Source organism: Pseudomonas furukawaii (assembly GCF_002355475.1).
GTDB classification, from domain to species: domain Bacteria; phylum Pseudomonadota; class Gammaproteobacteria; order Pseudomonadales; family Pseudomonadaceae; genus Metapseudomonas; species Metapseudomonas furukawaii.
Genome location: NZ_AP014862.1, coordinates 6,051,393 through 6,077,151, shown reverse-complemented (window position 1 = coordinate 6,077,151; position 25,759 = coordinate 6,051,393). Strand labels below are relative to the sequence as shown.

The following is a 25,759-nucleotide window of genomic DNA, read 5'->3' as shown; positions in this document are numbered from 1 at the left end:
CTCGCCTGGGCTTCCAGGCTGTCCGTTGACTACGCGCTGCGCCCTAGCGCAGCGCGTAGTCGGCAACGATGCCGACCAGGATCGCCAGCCCGGCCCAGTGGTTGTGCAGGAAGGCCTTGAAGCAGGCCTGCGGGTCTCGGGTGCGGGTGCTGTGGTACTCCCAGGCGAAGCAGGCGGCGGCCACCGCCAGGCCCAGGTGGAAGTACAGGCCCAGTTCGAACCGGTTGCCCGCCAGCAGCAGGCAGAGCAGCGCCGAACCCTGGAGGATGGCGATGATCAGGCGGTCGGCGTCACCGAAGAGGATGGCCGTGGACTTCACGCCGATCTTCAGGTCGTCCTCGCGGTCGGTCATGGCGTAGTAGGTGTCGTAGGCCACGGTCCACAGCAGGTTGGCGATGTACAGCAGCCAGACCGCCGCCGACAGTTCGCCGGTCTCGGCGGTGAAGGCCATGGGCATGCCCCAGGAGAAGGCCGCCCCCAGCACCACCTGCGGGTAGTAGGTGTAGCGCTTCATGAAGGGGTAGCAGGCCGCCAGGGCGAGGCCGCCGAAGGACAGCCAGAGGGTGGTGGCGTTGGTGAAGAGCACCAGGACGAAGCTCAGGGCCACCAGCACGGCGAAGAACACCAGCGCCTCGCGGGGCGTCACCCGGCCGCTGGCCAGGGGCCGGGCGCGGGTGCGGCTGACGTGGCCGTCGAAGTTGCGGTCGGCGTAGTCGTTGATCACGCAGCCGGCGGCGCGCATCAGGTTCACGCCGAGGATGAAGATCACCAGGTTGGCCAGGCTGGGACTGCCTTCGCCGGCGATCACCAGGGCCCAGAGGGTGGGCCAGAGCAGCAGGTAGATGCCGATGGGCTTGTCCAGCCGGGTCAGTTGGATGAAGTCCATGGCACGTGGATGCAGTCGGTTCAGTGACTGCAGCAGGGTCAGGTACATCGGTGTCGCTCCGGCTCGCCCGTCGAAGCGGCGGATTATACGGCCTCGACGCCGGCCGCGTGCCACAGCGCCGGGAGGAAGATCTCCGCCACCAGGACGCCCAGCTCGCCCCGTGAGAAGCAGGAGCGACGCCCCCAGAGGCGTTCGGCGCGCACTTCAGCCGGCAGCCAGGCGGCCGGGTAGCGGGTCACCTCGATGGCGCCACGGTCGAAGGCGCGGTCGCTGAACAGCAGCTCGCCCAGGGAGCGGCTGCCCAACTGGTGCAGATCCAGCCCGGAGCCTTCCAGGGCGGCGCGGGCGGCCACGCTGCGGGCGAAGACCCAGATGTCGCCGTGACCGCGGAGGAACACCTCGCGCACCCAGCCCAGGCTCCCGGCGGGAATGCCGAGGGCGTAACACTCGTCAGTGCGCAGGGTCTGCCAGCCTTCCACCAGCGGGGTGACGCTGAAGGCGTTGTCCGAAAGGGCGGTGAGGCGGCGGGTCAGGGAGCCCTGGTCGAACAGCCAGTCGCGGATGCCGGCGGCGGGAGCGGGATGGAGCTGGGCGGCGGTCAGCCAGCGGGGCGGATGGGCGAGGGCGGCGTAGGGCACGGACGGGGGCTTGGGCGGTGGAAGACGGCGCAGATTAGCACGGCCCGGGATCCTCGGCTGCCTCTTGCCCGGAGGCGGGTCAAACCAGTACAAAGCGCCCCTGGAGTGCGCCGAACGCCCATCGGAGGCGCCGGTTCGATAACGCCTGATCGACGAGGTAAGCGATGAAGAAGTGGCAATGCGTGGTATGCGGCCTGGTCTATGACGAGGCCCAGGGCTGGCCGGACGAGGGCATCGCCGCGGGTACTCGTTGGGAAGATGTCCCGGAAGACTGGCTGTGCCCCGACTGCGGCGTGGGCAAGCTGGATTTCGAGATGATCGAGATCAACTGATTCCGCACGCTCGAACGAGCCGGCCGCGTGCCGGCTTTTTCGTCTCCGCGCCAGGGCCTATCCTCTGTCTGGATCAACCTGGCGGCCCTTGGCGCGCGTGGGTGGATTGGAGTAGGTTCAGCTCGGTTTTCCGCGCCGGCGGAGGTGGTCATGCGCAAGTGGCAATGCATCGTGTGCGGTTTCATCTACGACGAAGCCCTTGGGCTCCCCGAGGAAGGCATTCCCCCCGGTACGCGCTGGGAGGACATCCCGCCCGACTGGGTCTGCCCCGACTGCGGCGTGGGCAAGATCGACTTCGAGATGATCGCGGTCGACTGATCCGCGCGGCGGCCAACCCCATTCAAGCGACGGCCCCCGGGCCGTCGCGTCGTTTCATGAGAAGGAGTGAGCAATGAGTGCGCCCGTGGTGATCGTCGGCACCGGCCTGGCCGGCTACAACCTGGCCAAGGAGTTTCGCAAGCTGGACAGCGAGACGCCGCTGCTGCTGATCAGCGCCGACGACGGCCGTTCCTACTCCAAGCCGATGCTTTCCACCGGGTTCGGCAAGAACAAGGATGCCGACGGCCTGGCCATGGCCGAGGCGGGGGCCATGGCCGAGCAGCTCAAGGCGGAAATCCGCACCCACACGCGCGTCACCGGCATCGATCCGGACCAGCGCCGCCTGTGGATCGGCGAGGAGGCCGTGCCCTACCGCGACCTGGTGCTGGCCTGGGGAGCGGACACCATCCGCGTGCCGGTGGAGGGAGACGCCCAGGATGCGATCTTCCCCATCAATGACCTCGAGGACTACGCCCGCTTCCGCGCCGCCGCCGCCGGCAAGCGCAAGGTACTGATCCTCGGCGCCGGCCTGATCGGCTGCGAATTCGCCAATGACCTCAGCCTGGGCGGCCTTGAAGTGGAGCTGGTGGCGCCTTGCGAGCAGGTGATGCCGGGGTTGCTGCATCCGGCGGCAGCTGCGGCCGTGCAGGCCGGGCTGGAAGGGCTCGGCGCGCGTTTCCACCTGGGGCCGGTGCTGGCCCGGCTGGATCGCGGCGAGGATGGCCTGGAGGCGTTGCTGTCCGACGGAACGCGCATCCGCTGCGACCTGGTGGTGTCCGCCGTGGGACTGCGTCCACGTACCGCGCTGGCGGCCGCCGCGGGCCTGGCCGTCAACCGTGGCGTGGTGGTGGACCGCCGGTTGCGCACCTCCCACGCCAATATCCATGCCTTGGGCGATTGCGCCGAAGTCGACGGCCTCAACCTGCTCTACGTGATGCCGCTGATGGCCTGCGCCCGTGCCCTGGCGCAGACCCTGGCGGGCAACCCCACGGCGGTCAGCTACGGCCCCATGCCGGTGACGGTGAAGACCCCGGCCTGCCCGCTGGTGGTGTCGCCGCCTCCCCGTGGTCTCGACGGTGAGTGGGTCGTGGAGGGCGCTGGCAGCGACATCAAGGCGCTTTGCCGGGATGCCGGCGGACGCCTGCTGGGCTATGCCCTGACCGGCGCCGCCGTGCAGGAGAAGCTGGCCCTGAACCGTGAACTGCCGCCGCTTTTGGCATAAATGACAGCCCTTCTGTCGGATTAGGCTTCGGGTTCTTCCGGATTTCCCCTGGCGACTACTGGCGCAGTGCCAAATGGCGTGCCATCCTCCCCGTGGTCTGCCGCAGCGCAGAGCCGTTGCGGCGCCTTGGGCGCTGTTCTGGAAGGACAGCACGGACACAAAAACAACAAACCGTCAAAGAGGCATTTATGCGTAAACCGGAACTCGCCGCCGCCATCGCCGAGAAGGCCGATCTCACCAAGGACCAGGCCAATCGCGTACTCAATGCGGTGCTCGAAGAAATCACCAATGCGCTGAACCGCAAGGACAGCGTGACCCTGGTGGGCTTCGGCACCTTCCTGCAACGCCACCGTGGTGCTCGCACCGGCAAGAACCCCCAGACCGGCCAGCCCGTGAAGATCAAGGCGAGCAATACCGTCGCCTTCAAACCCGGAAAATCCCTGAAAGATGCCGTGAACTGAGCGTCTTCTGCCCGGAGCCGGGGAGGCTCCGGGCAGCTCATCCCCGCGAAGATCCCCGTCCGAAGCCTGGCTGTAGTCCGGCTGGCAAACCGCTACAATGCGCCGCATTTTTCATCTTCCGAGGCTGTGCGCGCATGAAATTCCGCTTTCTTCTCTGGATGCTGGGCCGTCTGATGGCCAAGGCCAGCCGTGAGAACCCCGAGTTCCAGCAGCAGCTGGCGGGCAAGGACCTGGTGTTCCAACTGCATACCCTGGACGGCAGGATCGCTCGTCATTTCATCGTTCGCGACCAGCGCGTCGTGAGCAAGCGGGGTACCACGAGCGCGCCGGCCTTCGCCATCGGCTTCAAGGATGGTGCCTATGGCTTCGCCACCATGAGCGCGAAGAACAAGCAGTTGGCGTTCATGCAGGGCATCCAGAGCAAGGACATCCAGATCCAGGGCAACCCGGCGCTGGTCATCTGGTTCCAGGGCCTGACCAAGCACCTGATGCCGAAGAAGAAGTCGCCGGAGAAAAAGGCCGCCTGAAGGCGAAGTTCCGACGAGTCAAACAGGAAGGGGCGCCGATGGCGCCCCTTTTTCGTTCCCTGTGGTCAGTGCGGCGGATTGAACTGGGAAGCCAGTTCCCGCAGCGCCGCTTCAGCCTGGAGCACCTTGCTCACGGCGTCTTCGGCCTTGTCCCGGGTCAGGCCGAGGGCGTCGAACAGGTCATCGGGGATGGCCGCCTCCGGCCCGGAGCCGATGCCGCGATTGCGCAGCAGGCTCACGGCCAGGCAGACCAGGTTGGGGTAGGCGGCGTTTTCGCCCTGGTAGTCCGGGTCGTGCTGGAAGCGCAGGGCGGTGGAGAGTTCTTCCGGCATGTCCCAGTAGCGCATCAGCCAGCTGCCGATCTGTTCCCGGGTGATGCCCAGCAGGTGCTGCTCGATGTGGCTGTGGGGCAGGTGCGGGTTGACTTCCAGGTGCCGGCAGAGCAGGGAGAAATGCGGCGGGAAGACGTGGGCCAGCACCAGGTAGCCGAAGTTGTGCAGCAGGCCGGCGAGGTAGGTGAGGCCGGTCTCGGGGCGCTGGGCGCGGGGCATGGCGCGGGTCAGGCCCTCGATCACCGCCGCGGTGTAGATCGCCTGTTGCCAATAGGGGGTGGCTTGCTGCGGCTGGTCCTTGGGCAGGCTGAGGGACTTGCCCAGGGCCAGGCCCAGGGCCAGGTTGATCACCAGGTCGAAGCCGAGCACACGGACGATGGCGTCCTCCACCGAGCGGATCTTGCCCGGCGCGGCGTAGTAGGGCGAGGCCGCCCAGCTGACCACCTGGGCGGCGAGGGCCGGGTCGGTTTCCACCACGCCGGTGATGTCTTCCACGGTGGCGTTGGGGTCCACCCGCAGCTTGATGATCTTCTGCGCCGACTCCGCCAGGGGCGGGATCTCGATGGTTTCCTCCAGGCGCTGCTGGATGCGCCGCGCGGTGAAGGCCTGGACCGCCTGGGTGATTTCGGCGCGGTCATCGGCCGGGCGATCCAGGTTGGGACGAATGGCGCTGACGGGCTCGCCGAAGCGGGCGGCGCTGGCCTTGCCCAGCAGGCCTCGGAAGTCGTCGCTGGCCACCTCCAGCAGCACGCCGGGCTGGCCTGACTCCAGCAGCAGCCGCGATTCCTGCAGCAGGCGCTCGTCGTAGAGGCAGGGGGAGCTGGTGAGCGGGGGCAGGCCGGGCAGGGTTCCCAGTTCATGCTTGCCCAGCATGCGCTCCAGGCGTTCCGGTTTTACCGCCACCAGCTTGCGGCCGGTGAGTTCGGCCAGGCGATTGAGGTCCAGCAGCTGGTTACGCGAGAAGAGCACCAGCAGGGCGCCCACGGCGTCCTCCAGCAACACGGCCTGCACCCGTTGCGCGGCGGACAGCCCCGGGTGCTCCAGGCGAACCTGGTAGGCGAGGCCGAGCCTCTCGAGCATCTGGACGATCACGGCTGGCGGTTGTGGCGAGGAATCCGGGGCGAGGGCGACTTCGGTCATGGCAGCATCCAGCTTTGATTTTTTTCTGCCCGGAGTATAACGAGCAGGTCGGAATCAGGCCGGCCGAGGCGACGGCCTGTGTGTGATCTGCATCACACTTGGCCGTACTGCTGGCCGTGACGCAGCCAGCGCTCCAGCAAGGGGCTGACATGCTGGGGCCAGTGGGCCAGCAGGGCCTGGGCGGCATCACGCACCGCCGGCAGGAGGTCGGCGTCGCGCATCAGGTCGGCCACCTTGAACTGCAGCAGGCCGGTCTGGCGGGTGCCGAGCATTTCGCCCGGGCCGCGCAGTTCAAGGTCCTTCTCGGCGATGACGAAGCCATCGCAGGTCTCGCGCATGATGGCCAGGCGCTCCCGGCCCAGCTGGGACAGCGGCGCGTGGTAGAGCAGCACGCAGTGGCTGGCGGCGCTGCCCCGGCCGACCCGGCCACGCAACTGGTGGAGCTGGGCGAGGCCGAGCCGCTCGGGGTTCTCGATGATCATGAGGCTGGCGTTGGGGACGTCCACGCCTACCTCGATCACGGTGGTTGCCACCAGCAGCTGCAGCTGGCCCGCCTTGAACTCGGCCATCACTTCGGCTTTCTCGGCGGCCTTCATGCGACCGTGGATCAGGCCCACGCGCAGTTCGCCGAGGGCGGCGGAAAGCTCTTCGAAGGTGGTTTCGGCCGCCTGGCAGGTGAGCTCCTCGGATTCCTCGATCAGGGTGCAGACCCAGTAGGCCTGGCGCCCTTCCTGGCAGGCGGCGCGGACCCGCTCGATCACTTCGAGGCGGCGGCTGTCGGCCACCAGCACGGTATTCACCGGTGTGCGGCCGGGCGGCAGCTCGTCGAGTATGGAGGTGTCCAGGTCGGCATAGGCGCTCATGGCCAGGGTGCGCGGGATGGGGGTGGCGGTCATGATCAGCTGGTGCGGGCAGAGACGGCCGTCTACACCCTTCTGGCGTAGGGCCAGGCGCTGCTGGACACCGAAACGGTGCTGCTCGTCGATGATCACCAGGGCCAGGCGCTTGAACTTCACTTCATCCTGGAACAACGCGTGGGTGCCCACCACCATGGGCACGCCGCCGGCGATCCGTTCCAGCGCCGCCGCGCGGGCCTTGCCCTTGAGCTTGCCGGCCAGCCAGGCCACTTCGAGGCCGAGGGGCTGCAGCCACTTGCTGAAGTTGAGGTAGTGCTGCTCGGCGAGGATCTCGGTGGGCGCCATCAGCGCCACCTGGTAGCCGGCTTCCAGGGCTTGCAGCGCGGCCAGCGCGGCCACCACGGTCTTGCCGGCGCCGACGTCGCCCTGCACCAGGCGCAGCATGGGTTCGTCCTGGGCCAGGTCGTAGGCGATCTCGGCGCCCACGCGCTGCTGGGCACCGGTGGGCTGGAAGCCGAGGTTGGCGATGAATTGCGCGGGCAGGCGCCTGGCCGGTGGCAGGCGCGGTGCGTGCTGGGCCCGCAGGCTTTCCCGCAGGCGTTGCAGGGACAACTGGTGGGTCAGCAGCTCCTCGAAGGCGAGTCGTTGCTGGGCCCAGTGCTGGCCCTCGGCGAGCTCTTCCAGGTCGGCGTCCGGTGGCGGGCGGTGCAGGTAGCGGATGGCGTCGTCGAGGGAGCCCAGGTGGTAATCCCGGGCCAGTTCCTTTGGCAGCCAGTCCGGCAGGCTCCGCGGGCCGAGCCGGGCCAGGGCGAGCTGGCTGAGGCTGCGCAGGCGCTGCTGGGTGAGGCCTTCGGTGGTGGGGTAGATGGGGGTCAGGGTCTGCTCCACCGGCGGCGACTCTTCGCCGGACAGGGCACGGTACTCGGGGTGGTAGATCTCCAGGCCGGTGGCGCCGGGGCGGATTTCGCCGTAGCAGCGTAGCTGGGTGCCGCGCTTCAGGCCGTCCTTCTGTGCCTGGCTGAAATGGAAGAAGCGCAGCGACAGGGTGCCGCTGCCGTCCTGCAGGCGCACCAGCAGGCTGCGTCGCCGCCCCATAACCACGTCGGCGCCGGCCACCGTGCCCTCCACCACGGCATCCTGGCCCGGACGCAGTTCACCGATGGGGGTGATGCGGGTCCGGTCCTGGTAGCGGTTGGGCAGGTGGAAGAGGATGTCCTGGAGGTTTTCCAGCCCCACCTTGGCGAGCTTTTCCGCCAGGGCGGCGCCCACGCCCTTGAGCTCGGTGACCGGGACTTGGGACAGCTCGGTCATGCCGGTTCGGGTTCGTCCTGGGTCTGCGGCCGGGCCACGGAGCAGAGGCGGATGGAGTCGGCCAACACCTCGATGGCGCGGGGCCGGGGGAAGCTGGCGCGCCAGGCGATGGCGACGGTACGGAAGGGCACCGGTGGCGTCAGCGGGCGGATCTCGATCACGCCGGGGGCGTAGTGGTGGCTGTCCACCGCCGAGAACGGCAGGATCGACACGCCGAGGCCCGAGGCCACCATATGGCGGATGGTTTCCAGGGAGCTGGATTCAACCGTGGTGTGCTTGGCGCTGTCCTCGCCGCCCTTGCGCAGACTCGGGCAGGCTTCCAGCACCTGGTCGCGGAAGCAGTGGCCCTCGCCCAGCAGCAGCAGGCTCTTGTCGTTGAGCATTTCGCTGTCGATGGACTCGCGGGCGGTCCAGGGATGGCCGGTGGGCAGCAGCACGTAGAAGGGTTCGTCGTAGAGCGGCTTGGTCAGCACGTCGGCCTCGGCGAAGGGCAGGGCGATGATGATCGCGTCCAGCTCGCCGGTGCGCAGCTTGTCGCGCAGGACGTGGGTGAAGTTCTCTTCGATGTACAGCGGCATCTGCGGGGCGACCCGGTGCAGCTGCGGGATCAGGTGCGGAAAGAGATAGGGGCCTACGGTGTAGATGGCGCCCACCTTGAGCGGTGCGGCCAGCTGGTTCTTGCCGGCCTGGGCCATCTCGCGGATGCCCTGGGCCTGTTCCAGCACCTTCTGCGCCTGGGTGACGATGCCCTCGCCGACCGGGGTCAGACGGACCGCGCTCTTGCTGCGCTCGAAGATGAGCACGCCGAGCTCGTCTTCCAGCTTCTTCACCCCGACCGAAAGGGTCGGTTGGCTCACGTGGCAGCGCTCGGCGGCGCGGCCGAAATGCTGTTCCTGGGCGAGGGTGACGATGTAGCGCAGTTCGGTGAGGGTCATAGCATTTTTCCATTGAAGTCCGGCAAGCATAGCGGCTGGAGTCAATGGAACCAAGCACCCGGACCGGGCGGTCCGGGTGCTTGGGGTCAGCGGCGGTCGAGGGAGTAGACGAAGGGCGCGACCACTTCCAGGGAGCCGTTGTTGAGCAGTTCCGGCGGCGGTGGCGGCAGGGGTTGGGCGCGGCGGATCATTTCCAGCGTGGCGCGGTCCAGGGAGGCGCTGCCGGACTTGCCGACGAGGGAGTAGGACAGCACCTTGCCGTTGGCGTCGACCACGAAACGCAGGCGGTTGACCCCCTCGAAGCCACGGCGGCGGGCATCCTCGGGGTAACGCTTGTAGCGTGCCAGGTGGCTGAGGAGCTTGCTCTGCCAGGTGGGCCTGGCATCCGACGGCGTACTGGCGGCAGCCTGCTGCCGGGCGGCGGGCTTTTCATTGCTCGGTGCCGTGGCGGGTGCGGCTACGCTCTCCTTCACGCTTTCCGTTTCCTGCGGCTTCACCGGCTTGGGCTCGGGGGGCTTGGGCTTCGGTGGCTGGGGCTTGGGTTTCGGCTTGGGTGCGATGGCGATCTTCGGCTTCGGCGCTTCCGCCAGCTTGGGCAGCGGTTCCGGCTCGGGCTCCACCTGGGGCGGCGGTGGCGGCGCGGGTTTCGGCGCCGGTGCCGGGATCGGTTCCAGCTCCACCATCATGGCGGCCGGCGGCAGCTCCAGCACTTCGGCGTGGGGGCGCCAGTAGAGCGCCCAGAGGCCGAGGCCGATGTGCAGACCGAGCACGACGACCAGGCTGACGCCCCATTGCGACAGCTTGCGTTTGCCCTGGCTCATCGATTGCCGACCGTCTCGAGTCCGACCAGGCCGATCTTCAGGTAGCCGGCGCCACGCAGGGCGTCCATGACTTCCATCAGGCGACCGTACTCCACCACCTTGTCACCGCGGACGAAAATGGTCTTGTCCTTGTCGGCGTTGGTCAGCTTGTCCAGGGTCGCGGCCAGCTGTTCCTCGGTGACCGGGTCGTTGTCCAGGTACAGGCTCTTGTCTTCCTTGATGCTGAGGTAGATCGGCTTGTCCGGCCGGGGCGCGGGCTTGGCGGTGGACGCGGGCAGGTCGACCTTGATATCCACGGTGGCCAGCGGTGCCGCCACCATGAAGATGATCAGCAGCACCAGCATCACGTCGATGAAGGGGGTGACGTTGATCTCGTGGGTTTCCTGGAGGTCGTCGTCGCCTTCTTTCAGATGGATTCCCATGGATATCAGCCCACTTTGACCATGTGCGGGGATTGCGCGCGATCGGCCGGCTGGTGGTCCAGGTCACGGCTGACCAGCAGCAGGACCTGGGCGGACGCATCGGCGACCTGGGCCTTGTAGCCGGCGATGGAGCGGGCGAAGACGTTGTAGATGACCACGGCCGGGATCGCCGCGACGAGGCCCAGGGCGGTGGCCAGCAGGGCTTCGGCGATACCGGGGGCGACCACGGCGAGGTTGGTGGTCTGGGATTTGGCGATGCCGATGAAGCTGTTCATGATGCCCCAGACGGTGCCGAAGAGGCCGACGAAGGGGGCGGTGGAGCCGATGGTGGCGAGCACGCCGGTGCCCTGGCTCATCTGTCGGCCGCTGGCGGCCACCAGGCGCTCCAGGCGGAAGCTGACGCGCTCCTTGATGCCCTCCTTTTCGCGGCTGCTGGCGGACAGCTTCACCTCTTCCTGGGCGTCCTGCACCAGATGATGGGAGATGCAGTTGCCGTCGCCGACCTTGTCGGCGGCTTCATTCAGGGTGCGGGCGCCCTTCAGGGTGACCAGCTCGCGACGCAGGCGACGCTTGGCGCCGATCAGCTCGAGGCCCTTGGCGATCCACACGGTCCAGGTCAGCACCGAGGCCAGGGCCAGGCCGATCATCACGGCCTTCACCACGATGTCGGCGTTCTGGTACATGCCCCAGGGGGAGAGGTCGTGGGCCAGGGTCTCTTCAGCCGGCTGCTCGGCGGCCAGCGGGTCGGCGGGCGGGGCATTGGGGTCCAGGGCGGCGCCTTCTGCCGGCGCCGCGCTACCCTCGATAGCCGGAGCGACAGTGCCATTGGCCGCATCCACCGGGGCGACGGCCTGGGTGGCGGTCGGCACGGCCTGGGCGCTGGGCTCCTCGGCGAAGGCGCCGCCGGGGGTCAGCATCAGGCTGATCATCAGGGCGGCCAACAGGCGTGGCGGACGGGAAGCGAGTGTGGGCTTTGCGTTGCGAGCGTTGGAATTCATGCTGGCCGGACCTGATGGTGTGGAAGCGATTTGTCCATGGGCTCTGGACTGAAGGGCGAATATTATTGCAAGTAATTCTTGTTTGTAAAAGTGACAATGTAACAATGGGGCTCCGCGTGTCGGACATTCGGCCCCGCCACTGGAGCGATTTGGCGACAATCGATCCGGCCCTTATCCTGAGTTCTTTTCCGGAGCCTTCCTGATGTCCGATCCCACTTCCCTGTTGATCGCCGGGTGCGGCGATGTCGGCGGCCGCCTGGCGCGTCTGATGCTGGAGGACGGTTGGACCGTCCATGGCCTGCGTCGCCATGTCGCGGCATTGCCGGCGGGCGTTCATCCGGTGGCCGGCGACCTGGAACGGCCCGAACGGCCCCGGGACTGGCCCACTGGACGGTTGGACTACCTGGTGTACAGCGCGGCGGCCAGCCAGCATGACGAGGCGGGTTACCGCTCCGCCTATGTCGAAGGCTTGCGCCACGTACTGACCTGGCTGGAGGCGACGGGGCAGACGCCGCGTCGCCTGTTGTTCGTGTCCAGCAGCGGGGTCTACGGCCAGCGCGACGGCGAATGGATCGACGAGGATGCCCCTGCCGAAGCCGACACCTATTCGGGCCGGGTGATGCTCGAAGCGGAGCGACTGGCCCTGTCCAGTGGCATCCCGGCCACTCGGGTGCGGCTTTCCGGTATCTACGGCCCAGGGCGCGAATGGCTGCTGAAGCAGGTGCGCATGGGCTATCGCGTGGTCAGCGCGCCGCCGCTCTACGCCAACCGCATCCATGTCGACGACTGCGCCGGCCTGCTGGCCCACCTGCTGCGGGCCGACGCTTCGGGAGAGTCGTTGGCGGACTGCTACCTCGGTGTCGACGATGCGCCGGCGCCCCTGCATGAGGTGGTGGGTTGGCTGCGGGAGCGCCTGGGCGTCACCGATTGGGCCGAAGAGTCCACGGTGCGCCGCTCCGGCAGCAAGCGTTGCAGCAATGCCCGCGCCCGTGCGTTGGGCTGGGCGCCGCGCTACCCGAGCTACCGCGAGGGCTACGCGGCGATCCTGGACGAGTCCTGAAGGTGGACGCCAACAGGATGCTGGCCCGCCCCTGGTTGCCGGGGGTGGAGTTGTTCCATGCGGACTTTTCCGGGCAGCCCTTCGGTCGCCACAGCCATGACGCCTTCGCCGTCGGCGCCATCCTGCAAGGCGTAGGTGGCTACCAGTGCCGGGGCGTGCGACATGCGCTGCCAGCCGGAACCCTGTCGCTGATGAATCCGGAGGAGCCCCACACCGGCCATGCCGAGTCCGAGCGGCTGGTCTATCGCATGCTCTATGTCGAGGAGTCGCGCTTGCCCGCGCTGCTCGGGCGCAAGCGTCTGCCGACCGGCTTCCGCGAATTGAATCCGACCGATGACGGCGCTGTAGCCGCCGGCCTGGCACGCCTGGCCGAGGCGTTCGAGCGAGCCGACGCGCTGACCCTTGAAAGCGAGTTGCTGGACGTGCTGGAGCGGGTGTTCGTGCGCCACGGCGGGTTGCGGCCGGCCGCCCCAGCGCCTCGCGACGGTGGGGTGACGCGCATCCTGCGGGACTACCTGGAAAACCATCACGCCGAAGCGGTGAGCCTGGAGTGCCTGGCGGGCCTGGTGCAGCGCCATCCCCGTCACCTGATCGAGGCGTTTCGCCGCGCCTACGGCGTGCCGCCCCATACCTACCTGCTGCAGCGGCGCGTTCGGGAGGCGAAGCGGCTGCTGCTGGACGGCCAGCCGCCCCTGGAGGTCGCCCTGGCCCTGGGGTTCTACGACCAGGCGCACTTCTCCGGCACCTTCAAGCGTTTCACGGGCGTCACGCCCGGGCAGTTCCGTCACGCGGCGCGCGCCTGAGTTTTCTCCAAGACCTGCAGGAGTCGCGCACCGACACTGGCCGTCGTGTTCCACGGAGGTCGGAGGTCGGATGTCGATGTTGCCCTTGTTCCTGCTGGTTGCCAGCACCCATTTCGCCGCCCTGCTGTCGCCGGGCCCGGATTTTTTCCTTCTGCTGCGGGCGGGCCTGGTGAAAGGCCGGCGGCATGGCGACGGCTGCGCTGCCGGAATCGCCACCGCCAACCTGCTGTCCATGGTGCTGGTACTGCTGGTGCTTGGGCTGCTCCCGGATTCGGGGGGCGGATTCTGGTCGGCGCTGCAACTGGTGGGCGGAGCCTACTTCATCTGGATCGGCGGCCGGGCCCTGCTGGCCCGCCGTGAGTTGGCGCTGCCGCAGGTCGCGCCGCTGGCGCAGGGGCGCTGGCGTAGCGGTTTCGTCGAAGGGCTGCTGGCCAGCAGCCTGAACCCCAAGCTGCCGATCTTCTACGCGGGGTTGTTCGGCGTCCTGCGGGGTGCGGCCATGCCCGACTGGGGGCTGGCCCTGTGCATGGGCTGGATGACGGCGGTGGTGCTGTGCTGGGACATGGCCCTGGTGCGCCTGCTCGGAAGTGCTCATTGGCGCGGCTGGCTGCAGGCGCGGGTGAGGGGGCTGGACCGGTTGTGCGGCGTTCTGCTGCTGGCCCTGGGGGCGTGGTTGGCCGCAGGGGCGTAAGCGGGGCGCCCGGGGCTCAGTCGCGCTCCAGCAGCCAGGTGCGCTTGCCGGGGGCATAGTCCGGCATCTCGTCGATCTCCGCGCGGTTGCGGGCTTCGAGGATTTCCAGCTGGTCGCCGTCGTGGACGAACAGCCAGGGCGCGCCCTGATTGCCCTGCTGCAGCCAGATGCTGTCGCTCTCGCCACTCATCGCCGCGCAATCGCCGGCAAGGCAGAGGGCGTAGCGGTCGGCGCCAGGCAGGCCTTCGAGGCTGCCGTCCGGATTGAAGCGAACCAGGCCGCCCTGGCCCTGGCCTTCGATGATCTTCCAGTTGCCGCCCAGGTAGGCGGTGTAGAGAGCGTGCTCGAAGGCGCTGCCCATCGGGGCGCCCTCTGCCGGTGGGTTGGCCGGGTGGACGAAACGCTGCTCGGGAAGGTTTTCACTGGCCTGCTGGACCAGTTCCTGGCCTTCCAGGCTGAGCACCTCGTGGAAGTCGCCGTAGAAGTCCACACGCCAGTTGCCGTCCTGCTGGGCTGCCAGCTTGCCTTCACCCAGTTCGAAACCATTGCTGTAGAGCGCTTCGCCGGTCTTTGGATCGATCCGCCACTCCAGATTGGGCCCGTAGGCGAGCAGCGATTCGCGGAGCTTGCCTTCCCTGGCGGCGGCGTCGATGGCCGCCTGGTTGATCCAGGTCCCACCGGGGTCGGAAGGCGCGCTGGAGCAGCCGCCGAGGATGGCCGCGGAAAGCAGCAGGGGCAGGGTGAAGCGCATGGCGGGTTCCTTCCGGAGGTGCCACGGGCCGAGCGGCCCGTGGCGGGGGCGACTTACTCGAGGACCAGGATGGCGTCCATTTCCACCTGCGAGCCGCGCGGCAGGGCGGCGACACCGATGGCGGCGCGGGCGGGGTAGGGCTGCTCGAAGTAGCGGCCCATGACTTCGTTCACCTTGGCGAAGTGGGACAGGTCGGTGAGGAAGATGTTCAGCTTGACGATGTCCTTGAAGGAGCCACCAGCGGCTTCGGCCACGGCCTTCAGGTTCTCGAACACCTGGACGGTCTGGGCTTCGAAGCCTTCCACCAGTTCCATGGTCTTCGGGTCCAGCGGGATCTGCCCGGACAGGTAGACGGTGTTGCCGGCTTTGATGGCCTGGGAGTAGGTGCCGATGGCGGCCGGGGCCTTGTCGCTGCTGATGACGGTCTTGGTCATGGGAACTCCTTGGTTTACAGGGGATGGCTACGCGCGCACGCGGGTGATGCGGATCACCCCCTTCAGGGCGCGCAGCTTCTTGATCACTCGGGCCAGGTGCACGCGGTCATGCACGCTGACCACCAGTTGGACCACGCTGATGCGGCCATCGCGTTCGTCCATGCTGATCTTTTCGATGTTGCCGTCGGCGGCGTTGACGCTGCTGGCCAGCAGGGCGATCAGGCCGCGCTGGTGCTCCAGTTCGACGCGGAGTTCGACGTTGAACTCGCCGGTGACGTCCTTGGCCCAGGAAAGCTGGATGCATTTTTCCGGGTTGTGGCGGATCTCGCTGATGTTCCGGCAGTTCTCCAGGTGCACCACCATGCCCTTGCCCGCCGACAGGTGGCCGACGATGGGGTCGCCCGGGATCGGCGTGCAGCACTTGGCGTAGCTGAGCACCAGGCCTTCGGTGCCGCGGATCGCCAGGGGGCCTTCGGGGCTGGGCAACTGCTCGCCGTCGCTGGCCAGGAGGCGGCGGGCCACCACATAGGCCATGCGGTTGCCGAGGCCGATGTCTTCCAGCAGGTCTTCGATCACGTCCTGGCGGTATTCGGCCAGGACCGCCTGGATGCGCTCGGGGCTGATCTTGTCCAGGTGGCTTTCGAAGCCGGCCAGGGCCTTGTTCAGCAGGCGCTCGCCCAGGCTGATGGACTCGGATCGGCGTTGCTGCTTGAGGGCGTGGCGGATGTGGGTGCGGGCCTTGCCGGTGACCACGAAGTTGAGCCAGGCCGGGTTAGGCCGGGCGCCCGGCGCAGTGACGATCTCCACGGTCTCGCCGCTCTGCAGCGGTTCGGACAGCGGTGCCAGGCGGCGGTTGATGCGGCAGGCGATGCAGCTGTTGCCGACGTCGGTGTGCACCGCGTAGGCGAAGTCGACGGCCGTGGAGCCTTTGGGCAGCTCCATGATCCGGCCCTTGGGCGTGAAGATGTAGACCTCGTCCGGGAAGAGGTCGATCTTCACGCTCTCGATGAATTCAAGGGAATTGCCGGCGCGCTGCTGCAACTCCAGTACGCCCTTGACCCATTGGCGGGCGCGGGCGTGGTTGCCCTTGGGCTGGTCGTCTTCGGAGGACTTGTACAGCCAGTGTGCGGCGATGCCGTTGTTGGCCATCTCTTCCATCTCGCGGGTGCGGATCTGGATTTCGATGGGCACGCCGTGCATGCCGAACAGCGTGGTGTGCAAGGACTGGTAGCCGTTGGCCTTGGGAATCGCGATGTAGTCCTTGAAGCGGCCGGGCAGCGGCTTGTACAGGTTGTGTACGGCGCCGAGCACGCGGTAGCAGGTGTCCACCTTGTCGACGATGATGCGGAAGGCGTAGACGTCCATGATCTCGTTGAACGCCCGGCGCTTGCCGCGCATCTTCTTGTAGATGCTGAAGAGGTGCTTCTCGCGGCCGATGACCTCGCCTTCCATGCCTTCCCGGCGCAGGCAGTTGGTCAGCGATTCCTCGATCTTGGCGACGATTTCCTTGCGGTTGCCCCGTGCGCGCCGGACCGCGGCGCGGATGCGCTCGGAGCGCATGGGGTGCATGGCCTTGAAGCCCAGGTCCTCGAACTCCACGCGCATGCTGTGCATGCCCAGCCGATTGGCGATGGGGGCGTAGATTTCCAGGGTTTCCTTGGCGATGCGTCGGCGTTTTTCGCCGGAAAGCACTTCCAGGGTGCGCATGTTGTGCAGGCGGTCGGCCAGCTTGACCAGGATCACGCGGATGTCGCGGGCCATGGCCATGGCCATCTTCTGGAAGTTTTCCGCCTGGGCCTCGGCCTTGGACTCGAAGTTCATCTGGGTCAGCTTGCTGACCCCGTCCACCAGTTCGGCGACGGTCTCGCCGAACTGGGCGCTCAAGGCTTCCTTGGCGATGCCGGTGTCCTCGATCACGTCGTGCAGCATGGCGGCCATCAGGCTCTGATGGTCCATGTGCATGTCGGCGAGGATGTTGGCGACGGCGAGCGGGTGGGTGACGTAGGCTTCGCCACTGCGGCGGCGCTGCCCGTCATGGGCCTGCTCGGCGTAGAAATAGGCTCGGCGCACCAGGTTGACCTGGTCGGCGCTGAGGTAGGACGAAAGTCGATCGGCGAGGACGTCTATGCTCGGCAAGATCTGTCTCCTTGCCGGCCTTGGTTACCCTGCGCCGTTCGACGTCGACCAGGCATGGACTCAGAGGGCCTCGTTGGCCTCTTCCTCGAATGCGGCGAACAGCGGCTCTTCTTCAACGATGTCTTCCTGGGCGACCACATCGTAGTCGACCAGACCGGCAGCGATTTCGCGCAGGGCGACTACGGTCGGCTTGTCGTTTTCCCAGGCTACCTTCGGCTCCTTGCCGCCGGTGGCCAGCTGACGGGAACGCTTGGTGGCGAGCATGACCAGCTCGAAGCGGTTATCGACGTTGTCCAGGCAGTCTTCAACGGTAACGCGGGCCATGGTGTTCCTCGTAGCACGAAATGTAATGACGGATGCTGTGCCCGATCGGGCGAGCGGACTGGATAGTCTAAAAAATCGCCACCAATTAGGGAAGCGCCGATTGCTCGACGCTTCCCTTGACGAAGTCTGGGCCAAGGTGGCCCCGATCGCCAGCGATGGCGGTGATGGAAGCGGTCCTTATCAGGCCAGCAGCTGAGCCAGCAGGATGCCATGACGAACCTGCTGGGCGTCGTGGCGCAGCTGGTTGGCGCGGAAGATGGCCTTGAGGTCGTCCAGGGCGGTGGCGAAGTCGTCGTTGATCACCAGGTAGTCGTACTCGACGTAGTGGCTCATCTCGCTGACGGCTTCGCGCATGCGCTGCTCGATGACGTCCGCGCTGTCCTGGCCCCGGTTGTCCAGGCGCTGGCGCAACGCATCCTGGCTCGGCGGCAGGATGAAGATGGACCTGGCCTGGGGCATCAGGTGACGGACCTGTTGGGCGCCCTGCCAGTCGATCTCGAGGATCAGGTCATGGCCTTCGGCGAGGGTCTGCAGCACCCAGCTCTGGGAGGTGCCGTAGAGGTTGCCGAAGACTTCGGCGTGCTCCAGGAAGTCGCCGTGCTCGAGCATCTGGACGAACTTCTCGCGGCTCACGAAGTGGTAGTTGACGCTGTCCACCTCGCCCGGGCGCATGCCACGGGTGGTGTGGGAAACGGAGACGCGGATGTTCGGCTCGGCGTCGATCAGCGCCTTGACCAGGCTGGTCTTGCCGGCGCCGGAGGGGGCGGAAACGATGTACAGGGTGCCGGGGGTGGCGGTCATGGAGGTGATCTCTTACTCGATGTTCTGGACCTGCTCGCGCATCTGCTCGATCAGGACCTTTAGATTGACGGCGGCCTGGGTGCTGCGCGGGTCGAAGGCCTTGGAGCCCAGGGTGTTGGCCTCGCGATTCAGCTCCTGCATCAGGAAGTCCAGGCGGCGACCAGCGGCGCCGCCCGCCTTGAGCACGCGGCGCACTTCACCGATGTGGGTGCCGAGACGGTCCAGTTCTTCCGCCACGTCGCTCTTCTGCGCCAGCAGGACCATTTCCTGTTCCAGGCGTTGGGGGTCCAGTTCGGTCTTCATCTCGCCAAAGCGGTCGAGGACCTTCTGGCGCTGGGCGGCGAGCATCTGCGGGACCAGCGCGCGCAGGGCGGTGACTTCTTCCTGCATGGCGTCCAGGCGCTCGTTGAGGAGGCGCGCCAACTCGGTGCCTTCACGCCCGCGGCCCTTCTTGAGCTCTTCCAGGGCTTCGGTGAAGGCTCCCAGTGCCGCGGCGTTGAGGGCCTGGGGATCGGCGGCGTCGGCCACCAGCACGCCCGGCCATGCGAGCACTTCCAGGGGATTGAGCGGTGCCGGCTGGCGGATCAGGGCGGCGACGGCTTCGGCGGCCTCGATCAGTTGCGCGGCTCGTTCGCGATCCACCTGCAAGGGTTTGCCGGCGGTTTCCTCGGCCAGGCGCAGGGTGATCTCCACCTTGCCTCGGGACAGGCCCTGGCGCAGGGCGTCGCGCACCGGGCCTTCGAGATCGCGGAAGGCGTCAGGCAGGCGCAGGTGCGGTTCCAGGTAGCGGTGGTTGACCGAGCGCAGTTCCCAACTCAGGGTGCCGTAGGGGCCGGCCCGCTCCACGCGGGCGAAGGCGGTCATGCTGTGCACCATGGGTTTTCCTCTCGGTTTCGGCGATCAAAGGAGGCGATTGTAGCCCAGCCGACCCGAGGCTCCCAACGCGGCGATGTCGCCCTTGGCCGGTGGCCTCTATAATGGCCGGCAGATTTCTCCCGAACAGGTAAGCCCCATGAAACGTCCCAGTGGCCGCGCGGCCGATCAGCTGCGTCCGATCCGCATCACCCGCAATTACACCAAGCACGCCGAAGGCTCCGTGCTGGTCGAGTTCGGGGATACCAAGGTGATCTGTACGGCCAGCGTCGAGGCGGGCGTCCCGCGCTTCCTCAAGGGTCAGGGCCAGGGTTGGCTGACCGCCGAATACGGCATGCTGCCCCGCGCCACCGGCGAGCGTAACCAGCGCGAGGCCAGCCGTGGCAAACAGGGTGGTCGCACCCTGGAGATCCAGCGCCTGATCGGTCGCTCCCTGCGCGCTGCGCTGGACATGAGCAAGCTGGGCGAGAACACCGTCTACCTGGATTGCGACGTGATCCAGGCCGACGGTGGTACCCGTACGGCGTCCATCACCGGTGCCATGGTGGCCCTGGTGGATGCGCTGAAGGTGCTGAAGAAGCGTGGTGCGCTCAAGGGCGAGCCGCTGAAGCAGATGGTGGCCGCGGTGTCCGTGGGTATCTATCAGGGCGTGCCGGTGCTGGATCTGGACTACCTGGAGGACTCCGCCGCCGAGACGGACCTGAACGTGGTCATGACCGAGGCCGGCGGCTTCATCGAAGTCCAGGGCACCGCCGAGGGCGAGCCCTTCCAGCCGGAAGAACTGACGGCCATGCTGGAGCTGGCGCGCCAGGGACTGAACGAGCTGTTTGAGCTGCAGCGCGCCGCCCTGGCGGACTGACCCCACGAATCGAGCGGAGGTGGAAATGGACGAACCTGTCGAATACCGCGAGCCGAGCCGGGAAGCGCGGCAATGGGCGATGTTCTGCCACTTCGCCGCCTTCCTCGGACTGGTATTTCCCTTCGGCAACCTGCTCGGGCCCCTGATCGTCTGGCAGATCAAGAAGGACATGGACCCCTTCGTCGATGCCCAGGGCAAGGAAGCGCTGAACTTCCAGATCAGCGTGGCGCTGGCGGTGGTGCTCTGCTTCCTGCTGATGCTGGTGGTGATCGGCTTCCCCTTGCTGGGGCTCGTGAGTATCGGTGCGCTGGTGCTCACCATCATCGCCGGGATCAAGGCCAACGAAGGGCAGGCCTATCGCTATCCCTTCTGCTGGCGGCTGGTGAAGTAGCGCGAGACGAAGGCAAGAAAAAGCCGGCTATGACGCCGGCTTTTTTCCGCCTGAAGGACAGGCTCAGCTATCAAACGCTCAGCAACCAGTCGTAGTCCACGATCAGCGGCGCATGCTGGGAGAAGCGCGGCTGGCGCGGCAGGCGTGCGCTGCGCACGAAGCGGCGCAGGCCGGGCGTGAGTACCTGGTAGTCGAAGCGCCAGCCGAGGTTGAGCATCTCGGCCTGCTCGCTGTCCGGCCACCAGCTGAACTGGTCGCCTTCGCGGCTGACTTCGCGCAATGCATCCACATAGCCCATGTTGCCGAACACTTCGTCCATCCAGGCACGCTCCGGCGCCAGGAATCCGGGGAGTTGCTGGCAGTCGCGCCAGTTCTTCACATCCAGCTTCTGATGGGCGACGTAGAGCGAGCCGCAGTAGATGTACTCGCGGCGCTTGCGGCGCTGCTTGTTCAGATAATGGGCGAGATCGTCCATGAACTTGAACTTGTGGTTCAGGTTCTCGTCCCCGCCTTGCCCGGAAGGCAGCAGCAGGGTGGCGATGCTCACTTTGTCGAAATCCGCCTGCAGGTAACGTCCGTACCTATCGCAGGACTCGAAGCCGAGTCCCCAGATCACCGCCTTGGGCTGCAACCGCGAATAGAGCGCCACTCCACCTTGGGAGGGTACTTCGGCATCGCCGGCGTAGAGGAAATAACCATCCAGTTGGAAGGCAGGGTCGTCCAGTTCGAAGGCTGAGGCACGTGTGTCTTGCAGGCAGATCACGTCGGCATTCTGAGCCTGCAGCCAACTGAGGAGACCTCGTTCGGCGGCGGCTTGAATACCATTCACGTTCACACTGATGATCCGCATAAATGGCCCCCAAAAACACGTGCGTGTATGATACCCGAGCTCTCTCTAATTAGCTAAATCCGTGCCGTCCGAGGCTATTCATGCAGGCGTACCAGCGCGATTTCATTCGTTTTGCCATCGAGCGCGGGGTTCTCCGCTTCGGTGAATTCACTCTCAAGTCCGGGCGCACCAGCCCCTATTTCTTCAACGCCGGCCTGTTCAACAGCGGTCTGGCGCTCGCCCAGCTGGGGCGGTTCTATGCGGCCGCCGTGGTCGATAGCGGCATTGCTTTCGATGTGCTGTTCGGCCCGGCCTACAAGGGCATTCCGCTGGCCGCCGCCACTGCAGTGGCTCTGGCCGAACATCACCAGATCGACATTCCCTGGTGCTTCAACCGCAAGGAAGCCAAGGACCACGGCGAGGGCGGCACCCTGGTGGGCGCGCCGCTGGCCGGGCGCGTGCTGATCATCGATGACGTGATCACCGCCGGTACCGCGATTCGCGAGGTGATGCAGATCATCCAGGCGCAGAATGCCCAGGCGGCCGGCGTGCTCATCGCCCTGAACCGCCAGGAGCGGGGCCAGGGCGAGCTGTCGGCGATCCAGGAGGTGGAGCGCGATTTCGGCATGCCCGTGGTCAGCATCGTGTCCCTGGAGCAGGTGCTGGAGTACCTGGCGGGCGATGCCGAGCTGAAGAAGCACCTGCCCGCTGTCGAAACCTATCGCGCCAACTTCGGCATCTGAACCGACGGCGCCGGGGAACGCTCATGCTGAAGTCCTCCGCACTCCGCCTCGGCCTTTCACTGGGGCTGCTGCTGCCCGCGCTGGCGGGTGCGGCGGAGCTGTACCGCTATGTCGATGACAAGGGCGTGACCGTGCTGGATCGGCAGGGCGTGCCGCCCGAGTACATCGGCAAGGGCTACGAGGTGCTCAACGAGCAGGGGCGCGTCGTCCGCGTGGTGCCGCCGGCGCCCAGCCGCGAGGAGATGCAGCGGCAGCTGGACGCCAAGGCTCGCGCCAGCTCCGATGCCAAGCTGTTGCGGCTCTACACCAGCGTCAGCGATGTGGATCGGGCCCTCGAGCGCAAGCTGGCGGAGCTGGACAGCCTCATCGGCGTGGCCAGGGGCAACCAGCAGTCCCTGCGTGCGCAGCAGGCGAACCTGCAGAGCCAGGCCGCGGAAAGCGAGCGGGCGGGGCGCGAAGTGCCGGCCCACCTGGTGGAGCAGATCAACAACCTGCGGGACCAGCAGAAAGGGCTGGAGGCGGACATCGCCCGCTACGAGCAGGATCGCGAAGCCGTCAGGGCCAGCTACGCCGCTGACCGCGCACGCATCACCGAGCTGCTGGGCGGCTCCTCACGCTAGCGCCGCGTCAGTCCGCCGGAGCGCATCGTTCGAAGCTCCGGACCCTTTCCCGCAGCCAGTCCGGCAGGCGCAGGCTCCGGCGCTCCTCGGCATCGGCATGGACATAGACCACCTCGCCCGAGGTGAGCTGTTCGCCGTTGCGCCAGATGCCCAGCTCGAAGCCCATGCTCGCGCCACCCAGGCGGGCGACCCGCACGCCAATCTCCAACTCGTCGTCGAAGCGCGCCGGCGCCAGGTATTCCAGCAGTGTCCGCACGGCGAAGAAGTCGCCGCCGTCCCTCAGCAGGTCGGCGGGATAACTCACCTCGAGGGCGCGGAAGTATTCGGTGATGGCGACATCGGCGTAGGTCAGGTAGTTGCCGTTGAAGACGATCCCCTGGGGATCCACCTCCGCCCAGCGCACCCGCAGCGGATGGAAGAAACGGAAGTCGTCGCGGGACAGCTTGGCCATGTTTCCGGCTCCTTGAAATGAAACAGGCCGGATCGCTCCGGCCTGCCTGGGGTGACGCTTCGCTCAGGGGCGTTTGCGATTGGTGATCAGGGTGCCGACGCCGGTGTCGGTGAAGATCTCCAGCAGCACGGCGTGCGGCACGCGACCGTCGATGATGTGCGCGGCGTTGACGCCACCCTGCACGGCATCCAGGGCGCAGCGGATCTTCGGCAGCATGCCGCCGTAGATGGTGCCGTCGGCGATCAGCTCGTTCACCTGTTCGGTGGACAGGCCGGTGAGCACCTTGCCCTGCTTGTCCATCAGGCCGGCGATGTTGGTGAGCAGCATCAGCTTCTCGGCCTTCAGCGCCTCGGCCACCTTGCCGGCCACCAGGTCGGCGTTGATGTTGTAGGACTCGCCATTGGCGCCGACGCCGATGGGGGCGATCACCGGGATGAAGTCGCCCTTGACCAGCATGTTCAACAGGTCGGTGTTGACGCTGGCGACTTCGCCCACATGGCCGATGTCGATGATCTCCGGCTGGGTCATCTCCGGGGTCTGGCGGGTGACGGTGAGCTTCTTGGCGCGGATCAGCTCGGCGTCCTTGCCGGTCAGACCGATGGCGCTGCCGCCGTGGCGGTTGATCAGGTTGACGATGTCCTTGTTCACCTGGCCGCCAAGGACCATCTCCACCACGTCCATGGTCTGGGCGTCGGTGACGCGCATGCCGTCGACGAAGTGGCTTTCGATGGACAGGCGCTTGAGCAGGTCGCCGATCTGCGGGCCGCCGCCGTGGACCACCACGGGATTGATGCCGACGGCCTTCATCAGCACCACGTCGCGGGCGAAGCTGGCCTTCAGCTCATCGCTTTCCATGGCGTTGCCGCCGTACTTGACCACCAGGGTCTTGCCGACGAAGCGGCGGATGTAGGGCAGCGCTTCGGACAGGACCTGGGCGACTTGGGAAGCAGCGTCGAGGCTGAGGGTCATGCTGGGCTCCAGTGAATCGGATCAGAACGGCAGGTTGAGTTCGGGGGCGACGAGGGTCAGCTGGCTGCGGAACACTTCCTTGATGCGCTCCAGCTCGTCCTCGGTGTCGGCCTCGAAGCGCAGCACCAGCACGGGGGTCGTGTTGGAGGCGCGGACCAGGCCCCAGCCCTTCGGGTAATCCACACGCACGCCATCGAGGGTGGTGAGATTGGCTTCGCCCCAGTTGGCCTGGCGTTGCAGGGCCTCGATCAGGCGGAACTTGCTCTCGTCGGTGACGGTGATGTTGATCTCCGGAGTGGAGACGTCCTTGGGGAAGGTCGAGAACACATGTTCGGCGTCGCGCTTGTCCTGGCTGAGGATTTCCAGGAGGCGGGCGGCGCTGTAGATGCCGTCGTCGAAGCCGTACCAGCGCTCCTTGAAGAAGATGTGGCCGCTCATCTCGCCAGCCAGCAGCGCACCGGTTTCCTTCATCTTCTTCTTGATCAGGGAGTGGCCGGTCTTCCACATTACCGGGCGGCCGCCGTAGCCGCTGATGAGGGAGGTCAGGCGGCGGGTGCATTTCACGTCGAAGATGATGTCGGCGCCAGGGTTGCGGGACACGACGTCCTTGGCGAACAGCATCAGCAGGCGGTCGGGATAGATGATGGTGCCTTCGTTGGTCACCACGCCGACGCGGTCGCCATCGCCGTCGAAGGCCAGGCCCAGGTCGGCCTTCTCTTCCTTCACCTTGGCGATGAGGTCCTCCAGGTTCTCCGGTTTGCCCGGGTCCGGGTGGTGGTTGGGGAAGGTGCCGTCCACGTCGCAGAAGAGCGGAATCACGGTGCAGCCGAGGGCTTCGATCAGTTGCGGGGCGATCACGCCGGCCACGCCATTGCCGCAGTCCACCACCACCTTCATGGGCCTGGCCATGGCGATGTCGTCGCGGATTTCGCGGAAGTAGCGCTCCAGTACGTCCACCGCTTCGACGCTGCCGACGCCGCTGGCCAGGTCGTTGTTCTGGATGCGGGTGAGCAGGGCCGTGATCTGTTCGTTGGCCAGGGTCTCGCCGGCCACCATGATCTTGAAGCCGTTGTAGTCCGGCGGGTTGTGGCTGCCGGTGAGCATCACGCCGGACTTGCCGGCCAGCACGTTGGCGGCGTAGTAGAGGGCCGGGGTGGGCACCATGCCGACGTCCGTGACCTGGCAGCCGCAGTCCATCAGGCCCTGGATCAGGGATTGCACCAGCTCGGGGCCGGAGAGGCGGCCGTCGCGGCCGACGGACACGCAGGACTCGCCGCGGGCCAGGCTCTCGGAGCCGATGGCGCGACCCACCCAGTAGGCGGTTTCGGCGGTGAGGGTGTCGCCGACCACGCCACGGATGTCGTAGGCACGGAAGATGCTGGCGGGCAGGGCGGGCGGGGTGATCTGTTCGATGCTGGTCATGGCGGGGGCTTGCTCCAATCCCAGGAGGTCCTGGTCTTCGTCGAGGATGTCGATATCGAGAATGTCGGTATCTTGGAAAAGCGGGTCGGCCAGTTCGCTCTGGCGTTTGGGGGCTTCGGCAACCGGGTTGCCGTTCGCCACCTGGGCCAGGCCGAGGTCAGGCGCCGGCTCGGGTTTGCGTCGGCCCTGGCGCGTCAGCGCCTGGGCCAGGCTGTCCAGCGCCGGCAGGCGCAGACTGAAGGCTTTGACGCTCCTGCCGTTCGAGAGTTCTTGCAACAGTTGGTTGAGCTGCTCGGCGTCGTCCCGCAGCTTGCGTTGCAGGGCGCCCTGGCTGAGCTTCAGGCCGAGCACCGCGCCGGCGAGGGCGAGCAGGGCGGCCAGGGCCAGCAGCAGGGGCTGAAA

Annotated in this window: 30 protein-coding genes; 12 read left to right on the top strand and 18 right to left on the bottom strand. The window is 66.8% G+C overall.

Annotation, left to right across the window (positions count from 1 at the left end; all coding sequences use genetic code 11):
* Positions 1 to 43: 43 nt before the first annotated feature.
* Positions 44 to 934, bottom strand: coding sequence for a 4-hydroxybenzoate octaprenyltransferase (ubiA, locus tag KF707C_RS28120; RefSeq protein WP_003457808.1), 891 nt, complete (start codon positions 932 to 934; stop codon positions 44 to 46).
* 35 nt (positions 935 to 969) lie between these two features.
* The gene (locus KF707C_RS28115; protein ID WP_003457806.1) at positions 970 to 1,524 is read right to left on the bottom strand and encodes a chorismate--pyruvate lyase family protein; all 555 of its coding nucleotides are present in this window, start codon (positions 1,522 to 1,524) and stop codon (positions 970 to 972) included.
* A 164-nt stretch (positions 1,525 to 1,688) separates the two neighbouring features.
* Here KF707C_RS28115 and KF707C_RS28110 point away from each other — a divergent pair, with 164 nt between their 5' ends.
* The 5 genes from KF707C_RS28110 to KF707C_RS28090 all read left to right on the top strand — a co-directional run bounded on the left by KF707C_RS28110 (position 1,689) and on the right by KF707C_RS28090 (position 4,384).
* On the top strand, positions 1,689 to 1,856 hold the full coding sequence (locus tag KF707C_RS28110; RefSeq protein WP_003457803.1) for a rubredoxin: 168 nt from the start codon (positions 1,689 to 1,691) through the stop codon (positions 1,854 to 1,856).
* A 150-nt stretch (positions 1,857 to 2,006) separates the two neighbouring features.
* Positions 2,007 to 2,174, top strand: coding sequence for a rubredoxin (locus KF707C_RS28105; protein WP_003457800.1), 168 nt, complete (start codon positions 2,007 to 2,009; stop codon positions 2,172 to 2,174).
* A 73-nt stretch (positions 2,175 to 2,247) separates the two neighbouring features.
* Positions 2,248 to 3,396, top strand: a complete 1,149-nt coding sequence (locus KF707C_RS28100; protein ID WP_003457798.1) for an NAD(P)/FAD-dependent oxidoreductase — start codon at positions 2,248 to 2,250, stop codon at positions 3,394 to 3,396.
* A 188-nt stretch (positions 3,397 to 3,584) separates the two neighbouring features.
* Positions 3,585 to 3,857 carry an HU family DNA-binding protein gene (locus tag KF707C_RS28095; protein WP_003457795.1) on the top strand — a complete coding sequence of 91 codons (273 nt, stop codon included), beginning with the start codon at positions 3,585 to 3,587 and terminating at the stop codon, positions 3,855 to 3,857.
* 134 nt (positions 3,858 to 3,991) lie between these two features.
* Positions 3,992 to 4,384, top strand: coding sequence for a hypothetical protein (locus KF707C_RS28090; protein ID WP_003457792.1), 393 nt, complete (start codon positions 3,992 to 3,994; stop codon positions 4,382 to 4,384).
* Between the two features lie 65 nt (positions 4,385 to 4,449).
* On the opposite strand, the gene KF707C_RS28085 is transcribed toward KF707C_RS28090, so the two are convergent.
* The 6 genes from KF707C_RS28085 to exbB all read right to left on the bottom strand — a co-directional run bounded on the left by KF707C_RS28085 (position 4,450) and on the right by exbB (position 11,200).
* On the bottom strand, positions 4,450 to 5,856 hold the full coding sequence (locus tag KF707C_RS28085) for an aminoacyl-tRNA deacylase and HDOD domain-containing protein (protein ID WP_003457790.1): 1,407 nt from the start codon (positions 5,854 to 5,856) through the stop codon (positions 4,450 to 4,452).
* Positions 5,857 to 5,948: 92 nt separating this feature from the next.
* Entirely contained in the window at positions 5,949 to 8,024 is a 2,076-nt protein-coding gene (recG, locus tag KF707C_RS28080) for an ATP-dependent DNA helicase RecG (protein ID WP_003457788.1), read from the bottom strand.
* Positions 8,021 to 8,959, bottom strand: coding sequence for a hydrogen peroxide-inducible genes activator (locus tag KF707C_RS28075; RefSeq protein ID WP_003457786.1), 939 nt, complete (start codon positions 8,957 to 8,959; stop codon positions 8,021 to 8,023). Before KF707C_RS28075 ends, recG begins: the two co-directional genes overlap by 4 nt.
* Before the next feature lie 86 nt (positions 8,960 to 9,045).
* A complete protein-coding gene (locus tag KF707C_RS28070; protein WP_003457784.1) occupies positions 9,046 to 9,780 on the bottom strand; it encodes an energy transducer TonB in 735 nt (244 codons plus the stop codon).
* The gene (gene exbD, locus KF707C_RS28065; RefSeq protein ID WP_003457781.1) at positions 9,777 to 10,202 is read right to left on the bottom strand and encodes a TonB system transport protein ExbD; all 426 of its coding nucleotides are present in this window, start codon (positions 10,200 to 10,202) and stop codon (positions 9,777 to 9,779) included. The genes KF707C_RS28070 and exbD overlap by 4 nt, the downstream gene beginning before the upstream one ends.
* Positions 10,203 to 10,207: 5 nt before the next feature.
* Entirely contained in the window at positions 10,208 to 11,200 is a 993-nt protein-coding gene (gene exbB, locus KF707C_RS28060; RefSeq protein ID WP_036994596.1) for a tonB-system energizer ExbB, read from the bottom strand.
* Between the two features lie 202 nt (positions 11,201 to 11,402).
* Between exbB and KF707C_RS28055 the strand changes: the two genes are divergently transcribed.
* From KF707C_RS28055 to KF707C_RS28045, 3 genes are all read left to right on the top strand, one after another.
* Positions 11,403 to 12,260 (top strand): SDR family oxidoreductase, encoded by an 858-nt coding sequence (locus KF707C_RS28055; protein ID WP_003457776.1) that lies wholly within the window; start codon positions 11,403 to 11,405, stop codon positions 12,258 to 12,260.
* Positions 12,261 to 12,262: 2 nt separating this feature from the next.
* Entirely contained in the window at positions 12,263 to 13,063 is an 801-nt protein-coding gene (locus tag KF707C_RS28050; RefSeq protein WP_003457773.1) for a helix-turn-helix transcriptional regulator, read from the top strand.
* 76 nt (positions 13,064 to 13,139) lie between these two features.
* Complete coding sequence (locus KF707C_RS28045) at positions 13,140 to 13,754, top strand: LysE family translocator (RefSeq protein WP_036994714.1); 615 nt, start codon at positions 13,140 to 13,142, stop codon at positions 13,752 to 13,754.
* A 16-nt stretch (positions 13,755 to 13,770) separates the two neighbouring features.
* Here the strand turns inward: KF707C_RS28045 and KF707C_RS28040 are convergent, their stop codons facing one another.
* The 6 genes from KF707C_RS28040 to KF707C_RS28015 form a co-directional block, all read right to left on the bottom strand.
* Complete coding sequence (locus KF707C_RS28040) at positions 13,771 to 14,505, bottom strand: hypothetical protein (RefSeq protein WP_003457760.1); 735 nt, start codon at positions 14,503 to 14,505, stop codon at positions 13,771 to 13,773.
* Between the two features lie 53 nt (positions 14,506 to 14,558).
* Positions 14,559 to 14,939: a RidA family protein gene (locus KF707C_RS28035; RefSeq protein WP_003457757.1), complete on the bottom strand. Its 381-nt coding sequence runs from the start codon at positions 14,937 to 14,939 to the stop codon at positions 14,559 to 14,561.
* A 27-nt stretch (positions 14,940 to 14,966) separates the two neighbouring features.
* Positions 14,967 to 17,075 (bottom strand): bifunctional GTP diphosphokinase/guanosine-3',5'-bis pyrophosphate 3'-pyrophosphohydrolase, encoded by a 2,109-nt coding sequence (gene spoT / locus KF707C_RS28030; protein ID WP_003457755.1) that lies wholly within the window; start codon positions 17,073 to 17,075, stop codon positions 14,967 to 14,969.
* A gap of 60 nt (positions 17,076 to 17,135) precedes the next feature.
* Positions 17,136 to 17,399, bottom strand: coding sequence for a DNA-directed RNA polymerase subunit omega (rpoZ, locus tag KF707C_RS28025; RefSeq protein ID WP_003457752.1), 264 nt, complete (start codon positions 17,397 to 17,399; stop codon positions 17,136 to 17,138).
* 180 nt (positions 17,400 to 17,579) lie between these two features.
* On the bottom strand, positions 17,580 to 18,200 hold the full coding sequence (gene gmk / locus KF707C_RS28020) for a guanylate kinase (protein ID WP_003457749.1): 621 nt from the start codon (positions 18,198 to 18,200) through the stop codon (positions 17,580 to 17,582).
* A 12-nt stretch (positions 18,201 to 18,212) separates the two neighbouring features.
* Positions 18,213 to 19,076 (bottom strand): YicC/YloC family endoribonuclease, encoded by an 864-nt coding sequence (locus KF707C_RS28015; protein WP_003457747.1) that lies wholly within the window; start codon positions 19,074 to 19,076, stop codon positions 18,213 to 18,215.
* Between the two features lie 136 nt (positions 19,077 to 19,212).
* On the opposite strand from KF707C_RS28015, the gene rph reads away from it, so the two are divergent.
* Both rph and KF707C_RS28005 read left to right on the top strand, forming a co-directional pair.
* The gene (rph, locus tag KF707C_RS28010) at positions 19,213 to 19,932 is read left to right on the top strand and encodes a ribonuclease PH (protein ID WP_003457745.1); all 720 of its coding nucleotides are present in this window, start codon (positions 19,213 to 19,215) and stop codon (positions 19,930 to 19,932) included.
* Between the two features lie 25 nt (positions 19,933 to 19,957).
* Positions 19,958 to 20,323, top strand: a complete 366-nt coding sequence (locus tag KF707C_RS28005; RefSeq protein ID WP_036994591.1) for a DUF4870 domain-containing protein — start codon at positions 19,958 to 19,960, stop codon at positions 20,321 to 20,323.
* A gap of 70 nt (positions 20,324 to 20,393) precedes the next feature.
* Here KF707C_RS28005 and KF707C_RS28000 read toward each other — a convergent pair whose 3' ends face one another.
* Entirely contained in the window at positions 20,394 to 21,173 is a 780-nt protein-coding gene (locus KF707C_RS28000) for an exodeoxyribonuclease III (RefSeq protein WP_003457738.1), read from the bottom strand.
* An 80-nt stretch (positions 21,174 to 21,253) separates the two neighbouring features.
* On the opposite strand from KF707C_RS28000, the gene pyrE reads away from it, so the two are divergent.
* A complete protein-coding gene (gene pyrE, locus KF707C_RS27995; RefSeq protein WP_003457736.1) occupies positions 21,254 to 21,895 on the top strand; it encodes an orotate phosphoribosyltransferase in 642 nt (213 codons plus the stop codon).
* Positions 21,896 to 21,918: 23 nt separating this feature from the next.
* Positions 21,919 to 22,515: a DUF4124 domain-containing protein gene (locus KF707C_RS27990; protein WP_003457733.1), complete on the top strand. Its 597-nt coding sequence runs from the start codon at positions 21,919 to 21,921 to the stop codon at positions 22,513 to 22,515.
* Between the two features lie 7 nt (positions 22,516 to 22,522).
* On the opposite strand, the gene KF707C_RS27985 is transcribed toward KF707C_RS27990, so the two are convergent.
* The 3 genes from KF707C_RS27985 to algC form a co-directional block, all read right to left on the bottom strand.
* Positions 22,523 to 22,966 carry an acyl-CoA thioesterase gene (locus KF707C_RS27985; RefSeq protein WP_003457730.1) on the bottom strand — a complete coding sequence of 148 codons (444 nt, stop codon included), beginning with the start codon at positions 22,964 to 22,966 and terminating at the stop codon, positions 22,523 to 22,525.
* A gap of 63 nt (positions 22,967 to 23,029) precedes the next feature.
* On the bottom strand, positions 23,030 to 23,935 hold the full coding sequence (gene argB / locus KF707C_RS27980) for an acetylglutamate kinase (RefSeq protein ID WP_003457727.1): 906 nt from the start codon (positions 23,933 to 23,935) through the stop codon (positions 23,030 to 23,032).
* 21 nt (positions 23,936 to 23,956) lie between these two features.
* Positions 23,957 to 25,357, bottom strand: coding sequence for a phosphomannomutase/phosphoglucomutase (gene algC / locus KF707C_RS29610; protein WP_197704993.1), 1,401 nt, complete (start codon positions 25,355 to 25,357; stop codon positions 23,957 to 23,959).
* Positions 25,358 to 25,759: the final 402 nt, after the last annotated feature.